Source organism: Aeromonas sp. ASNIH4 (assembly GCF_002934425.1).
GTDB classification, from domain to species: domain Bacteria; phylum Pseudomonadota; class Gammaproteobacteria; order Enterobacterales; family Aeromonadaceae; genus Aeromonas; species Aeromonas hydrophila.
Genome location: NZ_CP026217.1, coordinates 4,852,407 through 4,870,314, shown reverse-complemented (window position 1 = coordinate 4,870,314; position 17,908 = coordinate 4,852,407). Strand labels below are relative to the sequence as shown.

13 protein-coding genes and 1 pseudogene are annotated in these 17,908 nt (G+C 59.7%); 7 read left to right on the top strand and 7 right to left on the bottom strand.

All coding sequences use genetic code 11. The annotated features are described in order from the left end of the window. Nucleotides 1-492 precede the first annotated feature (492 nt). Nucleotides 493-1,083 carry a recombinase family protein gene (locus C2U40_RS22815; protein WP_442778419.1) on the bottom strand — a complete coding sequence of 197 codons (591 nt, stop codon included), beginning with the start codon at nucleotides 1,081-1,083 and terminating at the stop codon, nucleotides 493-495. 570 nt (nucleotides 1,084-1,653) lie between these two features. Between C2U40_RS22815 and C2U40_RS22810 the strand changes: the two genes are divergently transcribed. Together C2U40_RS22810 and C2U40_RS22805 are read left to right on the top strand one after the other, a co-directional pair. Then, a complete protein-coding gene (locus tag C2U40_RS22810) occupies nucleotides 1,654-1,908 on the top strand; it encodes a helix-turn-helix domain-containing protein (RefSeq protein WP_042047685.1) in 255 nt (84 codons plus the stop codon). Then, entirely contained in the window at nucleotides 1,908-3,227 is a 1,320-nt protein-coding gene (locus C2U40_RS22805) for a type II toxin-antitoxin system HipA family toxin (RefSeq protein WP_103828286.1), read from the top strand. Before C2U40_RS22810 ends, C2U40_RS22805 begins: the two co-directional genes overlap by 1 nt. 374 nt (nucleotides 3,228-3,601) lie before the next feature. Here C2U40_RS22805 and C2U40_RS22800 read toward each other — a convergent pair. The 6 genes and pseudogenes from C2U40_RS22800 to C2U40_RS22775 all read right to left on the bottom strand — a co-directional run bounded on the left by C2U40_RS22800 (nucleotide 3,602) and on the right by C2U40_RS22775 (nucleotide 12,217). After that, a pseudogene (locus C2U40_RS22800) lies at nucleotides 3,602-4,562 on the bottom strand (IS1595 family transposase). 123 nt (nucleotides 4,563-4,685) lie between these two features. Next, the gene (gene fhuB, locus C2U40_RS22795; protein ID WP_103828285.1) at nucleotides 4,686-6,668 is read right to left on the bottom strand and encodes a Fe(3+)-hydroxamate ABC transporter permease FhuB; all 1,983 of its coding nucleotides are present in this window, start codon (nucleotides 6,666-6,668) and stop codon (nucleotides 4,686-4,688) included. Further along, nucleotides 6,665-7,549, bottom strand: coding sequence for an ABC transporter substrate-binding protein (locus C2U40_RS22790; protein WP_181014861.1), 885 nt, complete (start codon nucleotides 7,547-7,549; stop codon nucleotides 6,665-6,667). The genes fhuB and C2U40_RS22790 overlap by 4 nt, the downstream gene beginning before the upstream one ends. Nucleotides 7,550-7,583: 34 nt before the next feature. After that, entirely contained in the window at nucleotides 7,584-8,348 is a 765-nt protein-coding gene (locus C2U40_RS22785; RefSeq protein WP_024946264.1) for an ATP-binding cassette domain-containing protein, read from the bottom strand. A gap of 22 nt (nucleotides 8,349-8,370) precedes the next feature. Then, nucleotides 8,371-10,029, bottom strand: a complete 1,659-nt coding sequence (locus C2U40_RS22780; RefSeq protein ID WP_103828283.1) for a multidrug ABC transporter permease/ATP-binding protein — start codon at nucleotides 10,027-10,029, stop codon at nucleotides 8,371-8,373. A gap of 79 nt (nucleotides 10,030-10,108) precedes the next feature. Then, the gene (locus tag C2U40_RS22775) at nucleotides 10,109-12,217 is read right to left on the bottom strand and encodes a TonB-dependent siderophore receptor (RefSeq protein WP_181014860.1); all 2,109 of its coding nucleotides are present in this window, start codon (nucleotides 12,215-12,217) and stop codon (nucleotides 10,109-10,111) included. Between the two features lie 383 nt (nucleotides 12,218-12,600). Between C2U40_RS22775 and mioC the strand changes: the two genes are divergently transcribed. The 5 genes from mioC to C2U40_RS22750 all read left to right on the top strand — a co-directional run bounded on the left by mioC (nucleotide 12,601) and on the right by C2U40_RS22750 (nucleotide 17,831). Beyond that, the gene (gene mioC, locus C2U40_RS22770) at nucleotides 12,601-13,050 is read left to right on the top strand and encodes an FMN-binding protein MioC (protein ID WP_029302499.1); all 450 of its coding nucleotides are present in this window, start codon (nucleotides 12,601-12,603) and stop codon (nucleotides 13,048-13,050) included. A gap of 509 nt (nucleotides 13,051-13,559) precedes the next feature. Beyond that, nucleotides 13,560-15,449 carry a tRNA uridine-5-carboxymethylaminomethyl(34) synthesis enzyme MnmG gene (gene mnmG / locus C2U40_RS22765; protein ID WP_103828281.1) on the top strand — a complete coding sequence of 630 codons (1,890 nt, stop codon included), beginning with the start codon at nucleotides 13,560-13,562 and terminating at the stop codon, nucleotides 15,447-15,449. Nucleotides 15,450-15,469: 20 nt separating this feature from the next. Continuing rightward, nucleotides 15,470-16,096: a 16S rRNA (guanine(527)-N(7))-methyltransferase RsmG gene (gene rsmG / locus C2U40_RS22760; protein ID WP_024946269.1), complete on the top strand. Its 627-nt coding sequence runs from the start codon at nucleotides 15,470-15,472 to the stop codon at nucleotides 16,094-16,096. A 26-nt stretch (nucleotides 16,097-16,122) separates the two neighbouring features. Further along, on the top strand, nucleotides 16,123-16,926 hold the full coding sequence (locus tag C2U40_RS22755; protein WP_011707916.1) for a ParA family protein: 804 nt from the start codon (nucleotides 16,123-16,125) through the stop codon (nucleotides 16,924-16,926). Continuing rightward, nucleotides 16,923-17,831, top strand: a complete 909-nt coding sequence (locus C2U40_RS22750; RefSeq protein WP_011707915.1) for a ParB/RepB/Spo0J family partition protein — start codon at nucleotides 16,923-16,925, stop codon at nucleotides 17,829-17,831. The genes C2U40_RS22755 and C2U40_RS22750 overlap by 4 nt, the downstream gene beginning before the upstream one ends. Nucleotides 17,832-17,908: the final 77 nt, after the last annotated feature.

Below are 17,908 nucleotides of genomic sequence, written 5' to 3'. Positions count from 1 at the left end.
CCAGCACAACTGGGTCTCCCACTCCCTCAGACAAGATGTCCAACATTCCAGAGAGAAAAACGGCACGAAGTTTCCAGATAGATAGGAAATCTTCGATCAGGATTCCACATAACTCGTTCTGAACAGGCATTCCACTATGTGGAAAATTCGCACCACTTTTCCAGATAGATAGTTATGTGGAAAGAAACTGGACGGGAATTGGTTGGGAATGACAGTGTTCATTCCATGGCTACATATCCTGCGTGATTCCACGCAACCATGTTTGTCGCGAGCGAACAAATTTCAATACTTTCAGTGCGTTGTTGATTTTTTCCTGAGCAGAGTCCATGGTGATATGGAGTTTTGTTACACGATCACCTGATTGCGAGGTCATCACCATGAACAGCATCGTCATCCTGAGCATCTTGTTTGCATTCCTGATAGGCTTTGGCGCCTTTGCTGCATGGCTGTATATCGAAAAGCGTCGTATGAGCGCCTCGGATAAATGACCCACTATTTTGCCGAACGGACCTCTTTGGCCACGCACGAAATCAGATGGCGGGAGCAGCCCAACATCTCTTGGATCACCGAGTAGCTGTGTCCTGTGCTCAACAACTGTGCGATGTGCTGACGCTTCTTTTCATCTTTCTGGCGACCGCGATATTTCCCCTCATCCTTGGCCTTGGCAATACCCTGCTGTTGCCTGCGTCGGCGATCTTCGTAGTCTTTGCGAGCGACAGCTGCCAGCATATCCAGCAGCATGCCATTTACAGCCTGCAAGATGGCGCTGGTGAACTCGGAGCGGCTGTCCCCCTGTAACGCCACCCAGGAAGTCGGAAGCTCCGGAGAAACGATGGAGAGCTGTTTCTGAGCTAGCAACTGCTTCAATGTTTGCCAATCCGTCTGATTGAGACGAGCCAGACGATCAATCTGTTCTACCAGCACAATGTCACGATCTGTAGCATCACGGATCAGCCGCATAAGCTCAGGCCTGTCCAGCGTCGCCCCCGACTCATTCTCCACATAGAAACTGGCAATCTGATGGCCATGCTCAGCAGCAAAGCCTATCAGCAGCTCTCTTGCCCGCTCAGCATCCTGTTCCACTGTCGATGCTCGTAAATACGCCCGTATGAACATTGAACCCCCTATCAGTCTGTTTAAACTGGTTCCCAATAATTGGTTCAATATAAATGGTTTCAATATTATTTTCGAGAGGGTATTGAGTGGTTTTTATGGGGTATACCTTTTTAGAACCACCACATGACGATCGAAACACAACCTTCCGATAGCCTTTTGATCTGACAGCACAAACTTTAAGTGTGATCCGTCATCACAAAGTCGCTTTTGAGTTGTATTTGAGTATTTAAGCGATGTTGCTCACTATTCCTGATCTGCTGAATGGGATGCCAAAGGAGGAAATCTACAGAAGCTGGGCTTTGAGGTGAGTCATCTTTTCGACTCACCGAACAAGCCAGCAGCCAAGCGCAGCGCGGCAGTTCTTTACCCCATGTCTGGTAATCTCCCCGTCCGCTGTTCTCTTACCCGCTATAGGGGATAAATGTTAAATACCGCCTACGGCGTGTAAATGATACTTACCCTCTATAACAGGTAAATATTGATATACCTGCCATAGCGTGTAAATTGGAAGAAGGCACGCTACCAGGTTGTCGAATCATGAAAGTAACCAGCGCCAAGCAGCTGAGCGCCTGTATCAAGGATGCCAGGCTTTCTCAAAAGCTCTCTCAAGGCAAAGTGGCCGAGAAAGTGGGGATTAGGCAAGACACAGTCTCCAGCTTCGAGCTCAATCCTGAGTCCACCAAGCTGGAAACCCTGTTCAAGATCCTCGCGGCACTCGAATTGTCACTGGACATCAAACCCCGCAATGAGTCATCCGATAGTCCGGCATCGGGCTGGAAGGAGGAGTGGTAATGGCCAATCTGGCTGTCTACATGAACGGCTATCGGGTAGGCACATTCACCAAAACTACCAGCGGTGCCCATCAGTTTCAGTACCATGAATCATGGCTAGCACAATCGGGTAGCCGTCCGATCTCACTCTCCATGCCATTGCGCCATCAGGCCTACCGAGGCGATGAAGCCTATAACTTCTTCGACAACCTGCTGCCAGATAATACAGAGGTGAGGAACAGGGTTGTAGCACGCTATCAAGCGGCATCAACCCAGCCCTTCGATCTGCTCAGTTGCATTGGCCAGGATAGCGTAGGGGCATTACAGCTGGTTACCGAAGGGCACGACGTTCCAGATGTCAGGCGAATCGACTACAAAGCACTTTCCGATGACGAGCTCGAGCAGATCCTGACCAGCTACAAATCAGGAATCCCTTTGGGGATGGTCAGAGAGCAAGAGGAGTTCCGGATCTCTATCGCCGGGGCGCAAGAAAAGACTGCGCTGCTCTATCTCGATGACCGTTGGTACTTGCCACTCAACGCAACGCCGACAACCCACATTATCAAACTCCCTATCGGCAAGATTGAAAGCCACTCCTACTCGATAGACCTCTCCCAGAGCGTAGAAAACGAATATCTCTGCACTCTGATTGCCAAGGAGTTTGGTCTACCCGTACCTCACTGCTTCATGATGCAGGTTGGCCAGGTCAAAGCACTGGCTGTGGAGCGCTTCGACAGACGTTACGCTGCCGATCGCAGTTGGATCATGCGCCTTCCCCAAGAAGATTTCTGTCAGGTATTGAATGTTCCGTCAGCACGGAAATACGAGAACCATGGAGGACCGGGGATCACTGACATCATGAAAACCTTGCTGGGCTCTGCGACACCAGAACAGGATCGCTACCTGTTAATGAAATCTCAGGTCCTGTTCTGGCTGCTGGCGGCCACCGATGGCCATGCAAAAAACTTCTCGGTCTTTATTGAGCCGGAAGGGCGTTTTCGCCTGACCCCTTTTTACGACATCCTATCTGTCTATCCAGTGTTTGGCGGCCGAGGCCTCAACCAAAGGGACGCCAAGCTCGCTATGGGCCTAGCAAGCAGCAAGGGAAAGAAGTACGCCATTGAGCAGATATTCCCGCGTCATTTCTTCCAAACGGCGAAAGCTGTGGGATTTGAGCGTTCTGCTATGGAAGAGATCCTGACAGAACTGGCCAACTCCGTTGATGATGTTATTGAGCGCGTTACACAGCAATTGCCAGCAGGCTTCCCCGATACCATCAGCAGCACAATTCTAGAGGGCCTAAAAGCCCGCTCAGCCAGGCTGATAAAGTGCTGGGATTAAAATGGCGGTATGTGGGATGACTGCACGGTTAGCCAAACTACCTATGGGAAACTTGCACGGTTCGAAGAGTAAAGCGGCTTTCCAGGCTCTGGACGGTGCTATAGTCGGTTCAAAATATGTTCAAAACTCACCTAAAAAGCGGTTTTAAGTGCGTGTGGTGGCATCACGTTGATTCATATGGGAAGGCTGCACGATCGAGAATTGACTATGTGGGAACGCTGCACGATAGCAGAAACCCGTGAGCGGCCTCTCAATATGCTGTTTTAGTTACTTTTACCCCAAGCGGCCCCCGAAAAGTCACTAACATATTGAAGATAATAGATTATTTACATTCTGCATCGGCAAATAACGCCGCACGGCAGGCAATAAAAAGGCTATGTCCCAATTACGTGTTGCATGGGGCGCCCCAGCGCCTCATGCAAGCAACGTGAGATATTCACTTCCCGCCCATAGCGCTCCAACATCCTTCGCCAACCCAGATAATTCCTCAGATAGTGGGTCGCGACCCCATGGAACCGCTCCATCCACTCCTTCAATCGCCTGTGGTACCCGTTCACATGTTGGATGTGATACGCCCCCACCACTCGCTCTCCCGCACGGTTGTGCACCACTTGGTGTGTTATCCCCAGTCCCTCGCTGAAACTCGCATACACCCCGGCACCATCGCTGCACAGGACGGCATCCGGGGCGATAAGCGGCTAGCACTGCCTTCACCGCCCTGGCATTCAACTGTTCCAACTGGAAGTCAGCCAGGTGGCCTGCCCGGTCTTGCACCACCATTACTGGGATGTAATCCAGCCCTGTGCCTCGGGTACGGCCTTTGCCTCCACGATGGCGGGCCGGGCGGGGCAATCCGCGCTGTCCTTTGAACGACTCTAAGAAGAAGGTCTCATCGACCTCGACGATACCGTCTTCCCGTACCGCCTGATGGGTTGCCATGGCCTTCAGGAAGCGGTGGCGCCATAAAAAGGCAGTGTTTTTACCGACCCCACAGCGGAGCGCCGCCTGCCGGACGGTCAGACCGTCGATGAGGGCCTGTGCATAGTCTTCCCAGCATTGTGGCTTGCGAAGTCGAGCGAGAGGCGTGTTGGTGAGCACGGAACTGGTGCGCAGACACAGCTTGCAGCGATAACGGCGCAGCCCTCGAGACCAGCCCCAGGGAGCCAGTTGTGTGGCCTCGGCCTGGCAGTGAGGGCAACATTGGCATACGGGGAGTTGAGTGGCCAACGAGGTGATGGTGTGAGGGGTGGTGAGTTCCTGTTGCGCGAGACGACGCTGACGCAAAGTGAGTAATGGGAAGAGGGACAGTAGCTGTTGAAAGGCTTGGGTATCCATGATGGCGGCCCTCAGGGTGATGACCTACTTCAAGGTTAGCCTTTCAACACATAACTGGGACAGAGCCAATAAAAAGCCCGGGTTCATCCCGGGCTTTTTATTGCGCGTTTTTCATCCACCAACCTAGAGGCGGCGAAGGCACCACATGAAGTAAGCGCCCCCTAACAAGGTGGAGACCAGCCCCACCGGCACCTCCTGCGGGAACAGGATTTGCTGGCCGATCCAGTCCGCTGACACCATCAGCAGGGCGCCGGAGACGGCGGCACCGAGCAGATGCCAGCGTGCCCGCACCAGCCCCATCAGTTTGGCCATGTGCGGTGCCAGCAGCCCGACGAAGGAGAGCGGTCCCACCACCAGGGTCGCGCTGGCGGTGAGCACGGCCACCAGCAGCAGGATGGCGAGCTGAGCCCGGTTGAGCCGAATGCCGAGCGCGGCGGCCACCGCCGGCCCCATCGGCAGCAGATCGAGCCAGCGGCTGAGCAGCAGGCAGGCCGCCAGCAACGTCAGCGCCAGCACGACCAGCCCGCCGGCAAGCGGCAGAGTGACGTAATAGGTAGAACCGGACATCCAGGAGAGCAGTTGCTGCACCCGCAGGTCGCCGTTGGCCAGTGCGATGGCCTGCAGCGGCTCGAACAACGCCGTGATGGCGATGCCGGAGAGCAGCAGCCGCTCCGGCTGGAAGCCGTGGCTGCGATTGACCAGCAGCAACAGCAGCAGACAACCGAAGGCACCGAGCAGGCCGCCGGCCAGCATCATAGGCAGCGGCAGGGCGGGCAGCAGCAGCGCCGTGGCAATCACTCCCATGAAGGTGCCGCCACTCACCCCCAGCAGCTCGGGGCTCGCCATGGGGTTGCTGCTGACCCGTTGCAGCAGGGTGCCCGCCAGCGCCAGCAACACGCCCGCCGCACCGGCCGCCAGGGTGCGCGGCAGCCGCCACTCCAGCTGGGCCTGCCAGCGCAGCCAGCTCGGCCAGTGCCAGCCGTCCATCCCCTGTCCAAACAGCAGGGAAGCGATCACCGCCAATACCAGACCCATCAACATCAGGCCGACAAGACGGACCGGTGCCGGGTGGCGGGCCACCAGCAGGGCGGCATTCGCCTTCGGCGTGCCCGATTTGATACCCAGGCGCGGGATCAGCCACAGCAACAGCGGCGCTCCCAGCAGGGCCGTCATGGCGCCGGTTGGGATGAGTACAGAGCCGCTGCGGCTCAGGGATTGCAGCAGCAGATCGGTGGCCGCCAGCAGCAGAGCGCCCAGTAGCGGGGCCCACAGCAGCCGCAGGGCCAGTTTTCTTACCCCCAGCAAGCGCACCAGGGCGGGCGCCGCCAACCCGATGAAGCCGATCAGCCCCACCACGCTCACCACGCAGGCGGTGACAAACACCGCCAGCCCCAGCCCGGCGAAACGCAGGTGTTGAAGGGAGACCCCCAGACTGCGGGCGCTGGCATCATCCAGCTCCAGCACCGCCAGCGGGCGCACCAGCACCGCGGCCAGCACGCCAGCCAGCAGCAGACGGGGCAGCAGGTAGCTCACCCCGCTCCAGCTGTTCTGCACCAGCGAGCCACTGCCCCACACCAGCAAGCCTTTCAGCTCCTCCTGAAAGAACAGCAGGAGCCCCATGCTGATGGCCGCCAGATAGAGGTTGATCACCAGCCCGGCAAAGACGATGACCACCGGATTGAGCTGGCGATGCCAGGCCAGGGCAAACACCAGCCCCATGGCGAGGCTGCCGCCGGCCATGGCGATCCACTCCCGCCCCAGCAGCAGCCAGGAGGGGGCAAACAGGGTCACCATCATCAGTGCCAGCTGGGCACCGGAGGCCACCCCCAGGGTGGTGGGCGAGGCCAGCGGATTGCGCAGCACCTGCTGCATCAGGGTGCCGGCCAGCCCGAGGGCGGCGCCGGCCAGCAGGCAGATGGCAAGACGCGGCAGCCAGCTGAAGTGAACCACCGCCTGGCTGGCATCGGTCAGATCCGGTGACAGCAGGGTCGCCTGCCAACGCGCCACCGGCAACTGACCGGCCAGCTCCCAACCGGCGAGCGCCAGCGTCAGCCCCAACAGCAGGCTGACGGGAAGCCGCAGCGGCAATGGAAAAATCCGGTTCATTGCAGCCCCTCCCCGCTTTGCCCATCCCGCTGCAGCGCCGTACTGAGCTGCACGGCGAAGCGGCGCGCCGCCAGCACGCCGCCAAAACTCCACACCGCAGGCAGATGCAACACTGCCGCCGCCCTCACCTGTGGCAGCTGCTGCCACAGACCGGGCTCCTGCAGCCGCTCGCTCACCCCGACCGGGATCGGATCGACCACCACCAGCCGCGCTTGCGGCAGCGCCATCAACTGCTCCAGGCTGGCCACGGCAAAGCCCCAGGCATTGGTTTCCCCCTGCCAGGCATTGCGCAGGCCGAGCCGCTGCATCACCGCCTCGAACAGGCTGTGGCGGCCAAATACCCGCACATGGCGCTCATCGATGAACTGCACCACCAGCAGGGGCGGCAGATCTTCGGGTAATGTGGCCCGCATCTGCGCCAGATCCTGGTCCAGCCCGGCCAGCAGTTGCTCGGCCTCGGTGGTTTTGTCCACCAGCGCGGCTATGGTCAGGGTCGCCTCGTGCAGCCGCTGCCACAGATCGGCATCCGGCTCGTAGAGTGCGATGGATTGTACCGGCGCGATGCGGGAGAGCGTCGGCGCCAGCGGGGCCGCCAGCGGCGAGATGAGTATGCGATCGGGTTTGAGCTCGGCCAGCAGCTCGCGATTGGGCTGGGCACGCTGGCCGATATCCACCACGGCGGCCGGCAGCAGCGGTTCGCCGACCCAGGCGCGGTAGGAACCGACATCCCCCACCGCCAGCGGCGTCACCCCGAGCGCCAGCAGGGTTTCGGCTATGGTCCAGTCGACGGTGGCAATACGGGGTACCGGCACGGAGGCGGTCTGGGATGTGTCAGCCTGCGCCGCAAGCGGCAGCAGCAGGCCGACAAGACAGGACCCCATCTTCTTCAATAAACGGTTCAAGAGAGGCCCCCGGTCAGACGATGGCGATGGCGTGGTCATGGGCCGGGTGGCGAATGACCTCCATCGGGATGCCATAGATGGCGTGCAGGGTCTCGCTGGTCATGATCTGTTCGGGTTCGCCGTGGGTCAGCAGGCGGCCGGAGTGCAGCGCCACCAGCCGATCGCAGAAGCGGGAGGCCATGTTGATGTCGTGAATGACAATGATGACCCCGAGCTTGAGCTGACGGCTCAACTGCTTGACGAGGGTGAGCACCTCCACCTGATGAGCCACGTCCAGCGCGGCCAGCGGCTCGTCCAGCAGGATGAAACGGCTCTCCTGGGCCAGCAGCATGGCCAGCCACACCCGCCCCCGCTCGCCGCCGGACAGCGTATCCACCAGCCGGTCGGCAAAGCGTTCGGTATGGGTCAGCGCGATGGCCCGTTCGACCTGGCGGTGATCCTCCGCCCCCATCCGGCCCAGCAGGCCGCGCCAGGGGTAGCGACCCATCTCCACCAGCTCCCGCCCAAGCAGGTTTTCGGCGCTCGGCAGATGCTGGGGCAGATAGGCCACCTGACGGGCGAAGTCGCGCGCCCCCCACGCCGGCAGCGGCTTGTCATCGAACCGGATCTCGCCGTCACTGAGCGGCTGCTGGCGTGCCAGCAGCTTGAGCAGGGTGGATTTGCCCGAACCGTTGTGGCCGATGAGGCCATAGACCTTGCCCTGCTCGAAACAGAGATCGGTGGGGTGCAGCAGCGTGCGGTCATTGACCGCGAAGCTGGCTGATTTCATCTCAAACATAAGCGGTTCCTGTTGGCCGGGTTCAAACCGGCACCTCTGCATTCAAGTCACAATCCAGATGGGCGACCGCATCGCGGCTCACCTGCTCGCGCCGCTCGCCGGTCAGCTCGCTGAGCCGGCTCTGGCGCATCTCCAGCAGCCGGTCGGCCTGGGAGAAGTAGAGATCGTCGTGGCTGATGGCGATCACCGTCTTGCCCATCTGCTTCAGGCGCGGCAGCAACAGCTGATAGAAGATGCGGCGGAACTGGGGATCCTGATCCGCGGCCCACTCGTCAAACAGCATCACCTCGCGCTGCTCGGCCAGCGCCAGCAGCAGGGCGACTCGCTTGCGCTGCCCCTGGGAGAGGTCGATATCGGCGATGAAGCCATCTTCGATGGTGAGCTTGCTGCCCATCTGCAGCCGCTCCAGCCACTCGGCCACCAGCTCATCCTTGGGTTCCGGCCCCAGCAGGTGCTGGAACAGGTGATAGTCGGTGAAAATGGCGGAGAAGAGCGCCAGATAGGCGTTGCGATCGGTGACCGGCTCCCCATCCAGCAGGATCCGGCCCGATACCGGCTGATAGAGGCCGGTCAGCAGCATGGCCAGGGTCGACTTGCCGGAGCCGTTGCCACCGATGATGAAGATCTGCTCCCCCTTCTCGATGGTGAGGTTGATCGGGCCGACGGAGAAACCGTCCTCCCCCTGATAGTGAAAGATCACCTGCTCCAACTCGATGCGCTGCCAGGCGCGGGGCGCGGACGGCAGCGGGAAGTCGGCGTCCGGCGCAGCCAGATTGAGGGCCGCAATCTTGTCGAACGCCACCTGGGCAGAGAGCAGGGTCGGCAAGGCGCCAATGCCCTGCAGCAAGGGGGTGCGCAAGAACAGCAGGGTCAGCGCGAAGGTGGCGGCCACCTGGGTGTCGGCCCAGCCCAGCCCGTTGGCCAGGAAGAAGACCAGACCGATGGCCCCCAGCATCATGATATTCGACCAGTTCACCGCGCTCAGGTGATAGGTGTCGGCACGGATGATCTGCTCCCGATAGTCCTGCGCATTCTGCTGATAAAGCTGGTGGTAGACGAAGTGGGCCCGCTCGCGGTTGAGCGCCAGCTCCTTGCTGCCGGCGATGATGGCCTGATAGTTCTGATAGAGCCGATCCTCGGCCTGACGCATGTGGGAGAGATGGCGATAGACCCGGTTCACCAGCAGCCAGCCCACCACCATGGTGAAGGTGACCCAGAGGGTGGTGACGCCGAGCAGGGCCGGCGACAGCCAACCAAGGTAGAGGGCCGACCCCAGGGTGAGCACCAGCCCCTGCACCAGCTCCGGCAGGCGCACGAAGGCGATGGTGATCTGGCCGATGTCGCTGGAAAGGGAGGCCAGCAGCGGCCCCTGGCCAATCTGGCGCAGGCGGGCGACATCGGTATCCAGCAACTGCTTGAGCAGGCGGCCGCGCAGCCGGTAGACGAAATGATGGCCGAGGGTGGTCAGCGCCAGCTGAGAGCCGAGCGTGATCACCAGCAGCAATAAGATGAGGCCGATCAGCTGACCGAGCACCGGCAGCGGATCGCCGACTGATTCGACGAGAGACTGATTGATAAAGGCAATGACACCAATCCCGCTGACGGCACTGAGCAGGCTGAGCAGGGTAATGGCGATGAAGGGCCAACGATATTGGCGATAAACCAGAGACAAGAGTTCCATAACGGACCGGTATTCCAGAGAGATCAGAGCAACTGCAGGTGAAAAGAAGGGCGGGAACCGGGTTCCCACCCCACTTCGATTACCAGCGGTAGTTGATGCTGCCCACTACGCTGCGCGGCTCGCCGTAGTAGCAGTAGTAGTCGCAGCTGGCCACGTAGGTATCACCCAGCAGGTTGTTGACGTTGAGCTGAGCCCGCCAGTTCTTGGCAAAGTCATACCCGATCATCGCATCCCACACGGTATGGGCCGGCACCTCGGCCGAGCCGTAGATGGGGGTGTAATCCGCATTCACGGCGCCGATGCCGACGCTGGAGCCGACGTAGCGCACGCCGCTACCCAGTTCCAGACCGGAGATCGGACCCTGCTGCACCTTGTAGTTACCCCAGAAGGAGGCCTGGTGGCGCGGGATCAGGCTGGCGCGGCGATCGCCCTTGCCGGTGTCGTTGGTCTTGGCATCGGTATAGGTGTAGGCGGCGGTCAGGCGCAGCGCCTCGGTGGCCTGCACGCTCCCTTCCAGCTCGACGCCCTGGGAGGTCACTTCACCGGCCTGGGTCTGCTGGCCGGAACCGGTGGAGACCAGCGAGTTGGTCTGTTCCAGATCGAACAGGGCCAGGTTGATGTAGCCATCGAGGAAGCTCGGCGCGTACTTGACGCCGGTCTCGTACAGGGTGCCCTTGAGCGGCTTGTAGGATTGGCTGGTGTTGGGGTCGATCCCCGGCAGCACCTCGAACGACTCGGCATAGGCAATATAAGGAGAGAGACCGTTGTCGGCCAGGTACATCAGGCTGCCGGAGAGGGAGAGCTCGTGATCATACTGCTTCTCGTTCTTGCCCTTGGCTTCGCTGATGTTGTGGGTCTCCACGTAGTCGAAGCGACCGCCGCCGGTCAGCAACCAGCGATCGTCCCAACGGATCTGGTGCTGGGCGTAGAGGCCGCTCTGGCCCTTGGTGCTCTTCTGGTGGGTGGCGGTGGATTCATCAAAACCGGGGAAGCCGCTGTAATCCGGGTTCATGGTATTGATGGAGCCCATGCCGTAGTTGTCGGCTTCCTGGCCTTCATTGACATGGCGCTGCAGATCCACCCCCAGCAGCAGGGTCTGCTCGGTGCTGTCGGTGTTCCAGTAACCCACCATCTGGTTGTCCATGGTGGCGCTCTTGGTAGTGCCATCACGGTAAACCAGGCCACGGAAGGCGGTAGTGCCTTCATAGGTCGGGAAGATATAGGTCTGGCGCAGCAGCAGATCGTTGTAGTTGAAGCGGACGTTCTGCTTGAACTCCCAGGTCTGGTTGAGCTGGTGGGCCAGCTCGTAACCGGTGGAGATCTGGGTGTTGCGGTTGCGATCGTAATCCGGCTGGCTCAGGTTGGTGCTGGGATCGATCTGGCCACCGCTGGTATTGAGGGTGCCGTAAACCGGGAAGAAGCCGTTGGTCGGCACCCCTTCGTCGTGCAGGAAGCTGGCCAGCAGGGTCAGGCTGGTACGATCCGAGAGATCGAAGGTCACGCTCGGCGCCAGATAGACGCGATCGTTGTAGGTGCCATCCAGCACGCCGTCACGCTCTTTATAAAGAGCAACCATGCGGTAGCGGCTGTTGTCGGTCAGTGCATCGGAGACATCCACCCCGATCTGGCGGTGATCCCGGCTGCCGAGCTGCAGATCCAGCAGCCCCTGCGGGGTGGCGGTCGGCCGTTTGCTGATGGCATTGATCACGCCACCGGGAGGCGCCTCCCCGTAGAGGATCGAGGCCGGCCCTTTCAGCACTTCCACGCTCTCCAGGCCGAACGGCTCCGGCGTCCAGACATAGTAACCGGTGCCGAACAGGCGGTTGCCGTCCAGATAGGAGGCAGCATCGAAGCCACGCACCTTGAACCAGTCGGTATTGTTGTCGGAGCCATAGAGGCCGCTGAGCACGCCGGAACGGTAGCGCAGGGACTCGTCAAGCTGCTGTACGGCGTGCTGATCCAGGTCCTCGCGGTTGACCACGGAGACGGCGCGAGGCGTCTCGGCCATCGGCACTTCCACCTTCATGGCGGTGCCGGTGACCACCATGGTCTCGCTGGCCTTGGGCAGTTCTTTCGGTTGTTCGGCCGCCAGCACGGGCAGGCTGGCCAACAGGCAGGAGAGCGGCAACAGTTGCTGTGCGCCTCTCTTTCGCATTGCTGCGATGGGGGTGTCTTTTTGCGCAATCATAGTAAGTGTCTCAAATATCAATGAGTTGTTTCTGATTTCTTATTATTGGTGCCCGGTCATGCCGGTAGCCCGGTTCCTCAGGCGAATAAAGCAGCGACATGCTACTACAGGAGCCATGATCGAATCGATTCAATAATTGCTAATCATTTACATCTGCATTGTTACTTAACGTATCAAGGCGTCGATTGAGCAGCATACGAAGAGGAGGAGCAGATCTTTTTCTGCCAGTCGGCAAGAAGGCGTCAACGGAGCGTCGGGGATCCCCATTGATGGGCAAAAAGCACCGAGGATCCATTATCCCCAAGCTTTATCCATATTTATCCACACCCTTTGGCGGTAGAATCCGGCTTTCCCTCGCTTCGTCAGAAATCAGGATCCATTCCATGGCCAAACTCAATCTCGTCGTCGGTTCCATGCTGGGAGCCGCCGAATATGTCGCAGACCACGTCGCCAGCCTGCTGGAACAGGCAGGCCATCAGGCCGAGATCCACAATCCGGCCAGCCTGGCCGAGGTGCTCGCCGAGCCCGAAGCCATACTGCTGGTGGTCACCTCGACCCACGGCGCTGGCGATGTGCCGGACAACCTGCAGCCCTTCGCCAAGGATCTTGCCGAGCAACATCCGGATCTTAAAACATTGAAATATGGCGTGATCGCGCTGGGTGACAGCAGTTATGACACCTTTTGCCAGGGCGGCAAGACGCTGGATCGACTGCTGGCCGAGTGCGGCGCCAGCCGGATTGGAGATCGTCTGGACATCGATGTGACCCAGCACGAGATCCCGGAAGATGCTGCTGAAGGCTGGATCCGGGACTGGTTGGCATTGATCGCCTGAACGGGAGCGGGAGATCCGGTAAAAAAGGCCTTGATCTCCCCGCTTATCCCCAGATCGCTATCCACCAGGTTATTAACAGATGGATCCGAATAAGTTGTTCTACGCCGTTACCCACAACGCCACCGAAAAATGTGTATAACTATGGTGTAAAACTCTGTAAAACCTATAGTTATCCATGTATGAGATCCAGAGCGGCAAGCCTCTGTGTATAAAAACCCTTGTTATCCCCCAGTTCACCGGGCCAGGATCCAAGCTTTTCCACAACCTGGGATCGTCTTTAACACGATGATCTTTATGATCAAAAAGTGCTTATCAACAGAAGTGGCGGATCCTAATAAAAGATCCAATAAAAGATCGATCTAAAGATCCTTAAGATCTATTTAGTGGATCCTCCCTCCATACTGAACGCTAAGTAGACGTTCCCCTCAGGGCGTGAAACAGATAGAATGTTCCGCCCTTCAGCCCAGGCAAATAAAGATCTTCAGGCGTGCAGATCAAGGTGATCCCCAATGCAATACCATGAACAATTTGATGTGATCGTCGTTGGCGGCGGTCATGCAGGAACCGAAGCAGCAACAGCGGCAGCCCGGATGGGGCTGAATACCCTGTTGCTGACCCACAATATCGATACGCTGGGACACATGTCCTGTAATCCGGCGATCGGCGGGATCGGCAAGGGACACCTGGTCAAGGAAGTAGATGCCCTCGGCGGGATCATGGCACGCGCCATCGATCTTGGCGGGATCCAGTTCCGCACCCTCAACTCCTCCAAAGGACCGGCAGTGCGCGCCACCCGTGCCCAGGCGGATCGCCTGCTGTACAAGGCCGTCGTACGCCAGATGCTGGAGAACTACCCCAACCTGAAGATCTTCCAGCAGGCCTGTGACGATCTGATCATGGACGGGGATCGAGTTGCAGGCGTAGTGACCCAGAGCGGGATCCGCATCAGTGGCAAGACGGTAGTACTGACCGTCGGCACCTTCCTGAACGGCCTGATCCACATCGGGATGGAGAACTACAAGGGCGGCCGTGCCGGGGATCCTCCCTCGATCGCCCTCGCCCAGCGCCTGCGTGAACTGCCATTGCGCATCGATCGCCTCAAGACCGGCACTCCGCCGCGCATCGATGCCCGCAGCGTCGATTTATCGGTGATGCAGGCCCAGTACGGCGACGATCCGCGCCCGGTCTTCTCCTTCATCGGCGACGCCAGCCAGCACCCGCGTCAGGTGCCCTGCTACGTTACCCATACCAACGAACGCACCCACGAGGTGATCCGCAACAACCTGGATCGCAGCCCCATGTACGCCGGGGTGATCGAGGGGATTGGACCGCGTTACTGCCCGTCGATCGAGGACAAGATCACCCGTTTTGCCGACAAGACGGCGCACCAGATCTTCGTCGAACCGGAAGGCCTGACCACCCACGAACTCTACCCGAACGGGATCTCCACCAGCCTGCCGTTTGACGTGCAGGTGCAGATCGTCCGTTCCGTGCGCGGCTTCGAGAATGCCCACATCACCCGTCCCGGCTACGCCATCGAATATGACTTCTTCGATCCGCGGGATCTCAAGGCCAACATGGAGAGCAAGTGCATTCCAAACCTGTTCTTCGCCGGCCAGATCAACGGCACCACCGGCTATGAAGAGGCGGCCGCTCAGGGTCTGCTGGCTGGTCTGAACGCCGGTCTGCGGGCGCAGGAGAAAGATGCCTGGCATCCGCGCCGGGATCAGGCCTACATCGGCGTGATGATGGACGATCTCTCCACCCTGGGGACTCGCGAGCCCTACCGCATGTTCACCAGCCGCGCCGAATATCGCCTGCTGCTGCGCGAAGACAACGCCGACCTGCGTCTGACCGGCATCGGTCGTGAACTGGGTCTGGTGGACGACGAGCGCTGGGGCAAGTTCAACGCCAAGATGGAGCTGGTGGAGCAGGAGCGTCAGCGCATACGCTCGACCTGGATCCACCCGCAGCATCCGTCGCTGGAGGCGGTCAATGCCCTGGTCAACACCCCGTTGACCCGCGAGCAGAGCCTGGAAGAGCTGCTCCGTCGCCCCGAGGTGACCTATGAGGCGCTGATGGCCATCGAGGGGGTCGGTCCGGCCCTGCCCGATACGGCCGCCGCCGATCAGGTGGAGATCCAGATCAAGTACGCCGGCTACATCGAGCGCCAGCACGACGAAGTGGAGAAGCAGCTGCGCAACGAGAACACCCTGTTGCCGCTGGACATGAACTACCGCGACGTCAACGGCCTCTCCAACGAGGTGATCGCCAAGCTCAACGATGCCAAGCCGCAGACCATAGGTCAGGCGTCCCGCATCTCCGGCATCACCCCGGCGGCTATCTCCATCCTGCTGGTTCATCTGAAAAAACACGGCCTGCTGCGTAAAACCGCCTGAGGATCCTACCGTTGGAAAACATGCTGGAAAGATTGAACGGCCTGCTCATGCAGGCCGGAATTGTTATCACCGATACCCAAAAGACCCAGTTGGTTCAGCTTGTCGAGTTGCTGCACAAGTGGAACAAGGCTTACAATCTCACCTCGGTACGAGATCCGGACGCCATGCTGGTCAAGCATATCCTCGACAGCCTGGTGGTGAGCCAGCACCTGCACGGTGAGCGCTTCATCGATGTGGGCACCGGCCCGGGCCTGCCCGGCCTGCCGCTGGCGATCATCAACCCGGACAAGCAATTCGTGCTGCTGGACAGCCTGGGCAAGCGGATCAACTTCATCCGCCAGGTGATCCTGGAGCTGGGGCTGACCAACGTGACGCCGGTCAAATCCAGGGTCGAGGAGTATCAGCCCGAGGTCGGATTTGACGGCGTGCTGAGCCGGGCATTTGCCTCGCTGGAAGACATGCTGAACTGGTGTCACCATCTGCCGTCGGCCCAGGGCAGCTTCCTGGCGCTCAAGGGACAATTTCCCGAGCAGGAGCTGGCCCAGTTGCCCGCCAACATCCATCTGGTCGCCTCCCATCAACTGGTGGTACCGGAGCTGGAAGGCGAACGTCATCTGCTGGAATTCAAACATATCCAGCCCGAATAGGGTCGCAGTTTCATTTAGGGGACAGTGTGGGAAAAGTCATCGCCATAGCCAACCAGAAGGGTGGAGTGGGTAAAACCACTACCTGTGTGAACTTGGCCGCCTCCATGGCCGCTACCCGCCGCAAGGTGCTGGTGATCGATCTGGATCCGCAGGGCAATGCCACCATGGGCAGCGGTGTCGACAAGTACGACGTCGAGCGCACCGCCTATGAGCTGCTGATCGAGGACGCCCCCATCGGCGAGGTGATCATCCCCGAAACCTCCGGGGGCTATCACCTGATCGCCGCCAACGCCGACGTGACCGCAGCCGAAATCCGGCTGATGGAATTCTTCGCCCGCGAGATCCGCCTGCGCAATGCGCTGGCCTCGGTGCGGGACAAATACGACTACGTCTTCATCGACTGCCCGCCTTCTCTCAACATGCTGACCGTCAACGCCATGGCCGCCGCCGATTCTGTGCTGGTGCCCATGCAGTGCGAATACTATGCGCTGGAAGGGCTCACCGCCCTGGTCGACACCATCAGCAAGCTGGCAGCCGTGGTCAACCCGGAGCTGAAGATCGAGGGGGTGCTGCGCACCATGTTCGATCATCGCAACCGGCTGGCCAATGATGTGTCCGATCAGCTTAAACAGCACTTCGGGGACAAGGTCTATCGCACCATCATTCCCCGCAACGTAAGACTGGCTGAGGCGCCGAGCTTCGGTGCGCCGGCCATGCACTATGACAAATCATCGGTGGGCGCCAAGGCCTATTTGGCTCTGGCTGGCGAGATCCTGCGCCGTCAGGAGCAGGAACGTCAGGTGACCATCGCAGACCGAGAGAGCATATGACGCCGAAAAAACGTGGGCTGGGCAAGGGGCTGGACGCTCTGCTCAGCACCAGCACGGCCGCGCGCCAGAAACAGGTGATGAGCGACCAGCGCACCGAGCAGGCCATGGCCCCGACCAACCAGGGCGAGCTGCGCAAGCTGCCGGTGGAGTGGCTGCAATCCGGCAAGTACCAGCCGCGCAAGGATATGTCGCAGGATGCGCTGGAAGATCTGGCCAACTCCATCCGTGCCCAGGGGGTGATCCAGCCCATCGTGGTGCGTCCGCTCGGCGAGCACTCCTTCGAAATCATCGCTGGCGAGCGGCGCTGGCGCGCCTCCCAGCTGGCCCGCCTCGAAGTGGTGCCCTGCCTGGTCAAGGACGTGCCTGACGAGGCGGCCGTCGCCATCGCGCTGATTGAGAACATCCAGCGCGAGGATCTCAATGCCATCGAAGAGGCGGTCGCCCTGCAGCGGCTGCTGACCGAATTCGAACTGACCCACCAGCAGGTGGCCGAGGCGGTGGGCAAGTCCCGCACCACGGTCACCAACCTGCTGCGCCTCAATCAGCTCAACGACGACGTGAAGCGCTTCGTCGAGCACGGCGACCTCGACATGGGTCATGCCCGTGCCCTGCTGGCCCTGAGCGGCCAGGCCCAGTCCGAACTGGCGAAACTGGTGGCCCAGAAGGGGCTGACAGTGCGAGATACCGAGAAGCTGGTGCAAAAAGCGCTGGAACCGGCAAAAGCCAAGGTCGAGCCCGTCCGTGATCCCCAGTTTGGTTATCTAGAGCGCCAGATTTCAGAAAAAATTGGCAATCAGGTACAACTTCAGCCGGGAAAACAGGATAGCGGTAAGTTAGTAATAAGTTACGAGAACTTGGCGGATTTGGACCGGGTATTGGGCTATTTTGGCCTGTCAGAAACGTGATTTTTACGCTTTTTGTAGTAATAAAACATCCATTCCTTTTGATATGAACATAACCTTAATTCTGTGCGGAAAGCCGC

Coding starts and splice junctions, on each gene's coding strand:
- fhuB (WP_103828285.1), bottom strand. CDS start 6,668: ATGAACCGGATTTTTCCATTGCCGCTGCGGCTTCCCGTCAGCCTGCTG.
- C2U40_RS22780 (WP_103828283.1), bottom strand. CDS start 10,029: ATGGAACTCTTGTCTCTGGTTTATCGCCAATATCGTTGGCCCTTCATC.
- C2U40_RS22750 (WP_011707915.1), top strand. CDS start 16,923: ATGACGCCGAAAAAACGTGGGCTGGGCAAGGGGCTGGACGCTCTGCTC.
- C2U40_RS22775 (WP_181014860.1), bottom strand. CDS start 12,217: ATGATTGCGCAAAAAGACACCCCCATCGCAGCAATGCGAAAGAGAGGC.
- C2U40_RS22810 (WP_042047685.1), top strand. CDS start 1,654: ATGAAAGTAACCAGCGCCAAGCAGCTGAGCGCCTGTATCAAGGATGCC.
- mnmG (WP_103828281.1), top strand. CDS start 13,560: ATGCAATACCATGAACAATTTGATGTGATCGTCGTTGGCGGCGGTCAT.
- C2U40_RS22790 (WP_181014861.1), bottom strand. CDS start 7,549: ATGGGGTCCTGTCTTGTCGGCCTGCTGCTGCCGCTTGCGGCGCAGGCT.
- rsmG (WP_024946269.1), top strand. CDS start 15,470: ATGCTGGAAAGATTGAACGGCCTGCTCATGCAGGCCGGAATTGTTATC.
- mioC (WP_029302499.1), top strand. CDS start 12,601: ATGGCCAAACTCAATCTCGTCGTCGGTTCCATGCTGGGAGCCGCCGAA.
- C2U40_RS22785 (WP_024946264.1), bottom strand. CDS start 8,348: ATGTTTGAGATGAAATCAGCCAGCTTCGCGGTCAATGACCGCACGCTG.
- C2U40_RS22805 (WP_103828286.1), top strand. CDS start 1,908: ATGGCCAATCTGGCTGTCTACATGAACGGCTATCGGGTAGGCACATTC.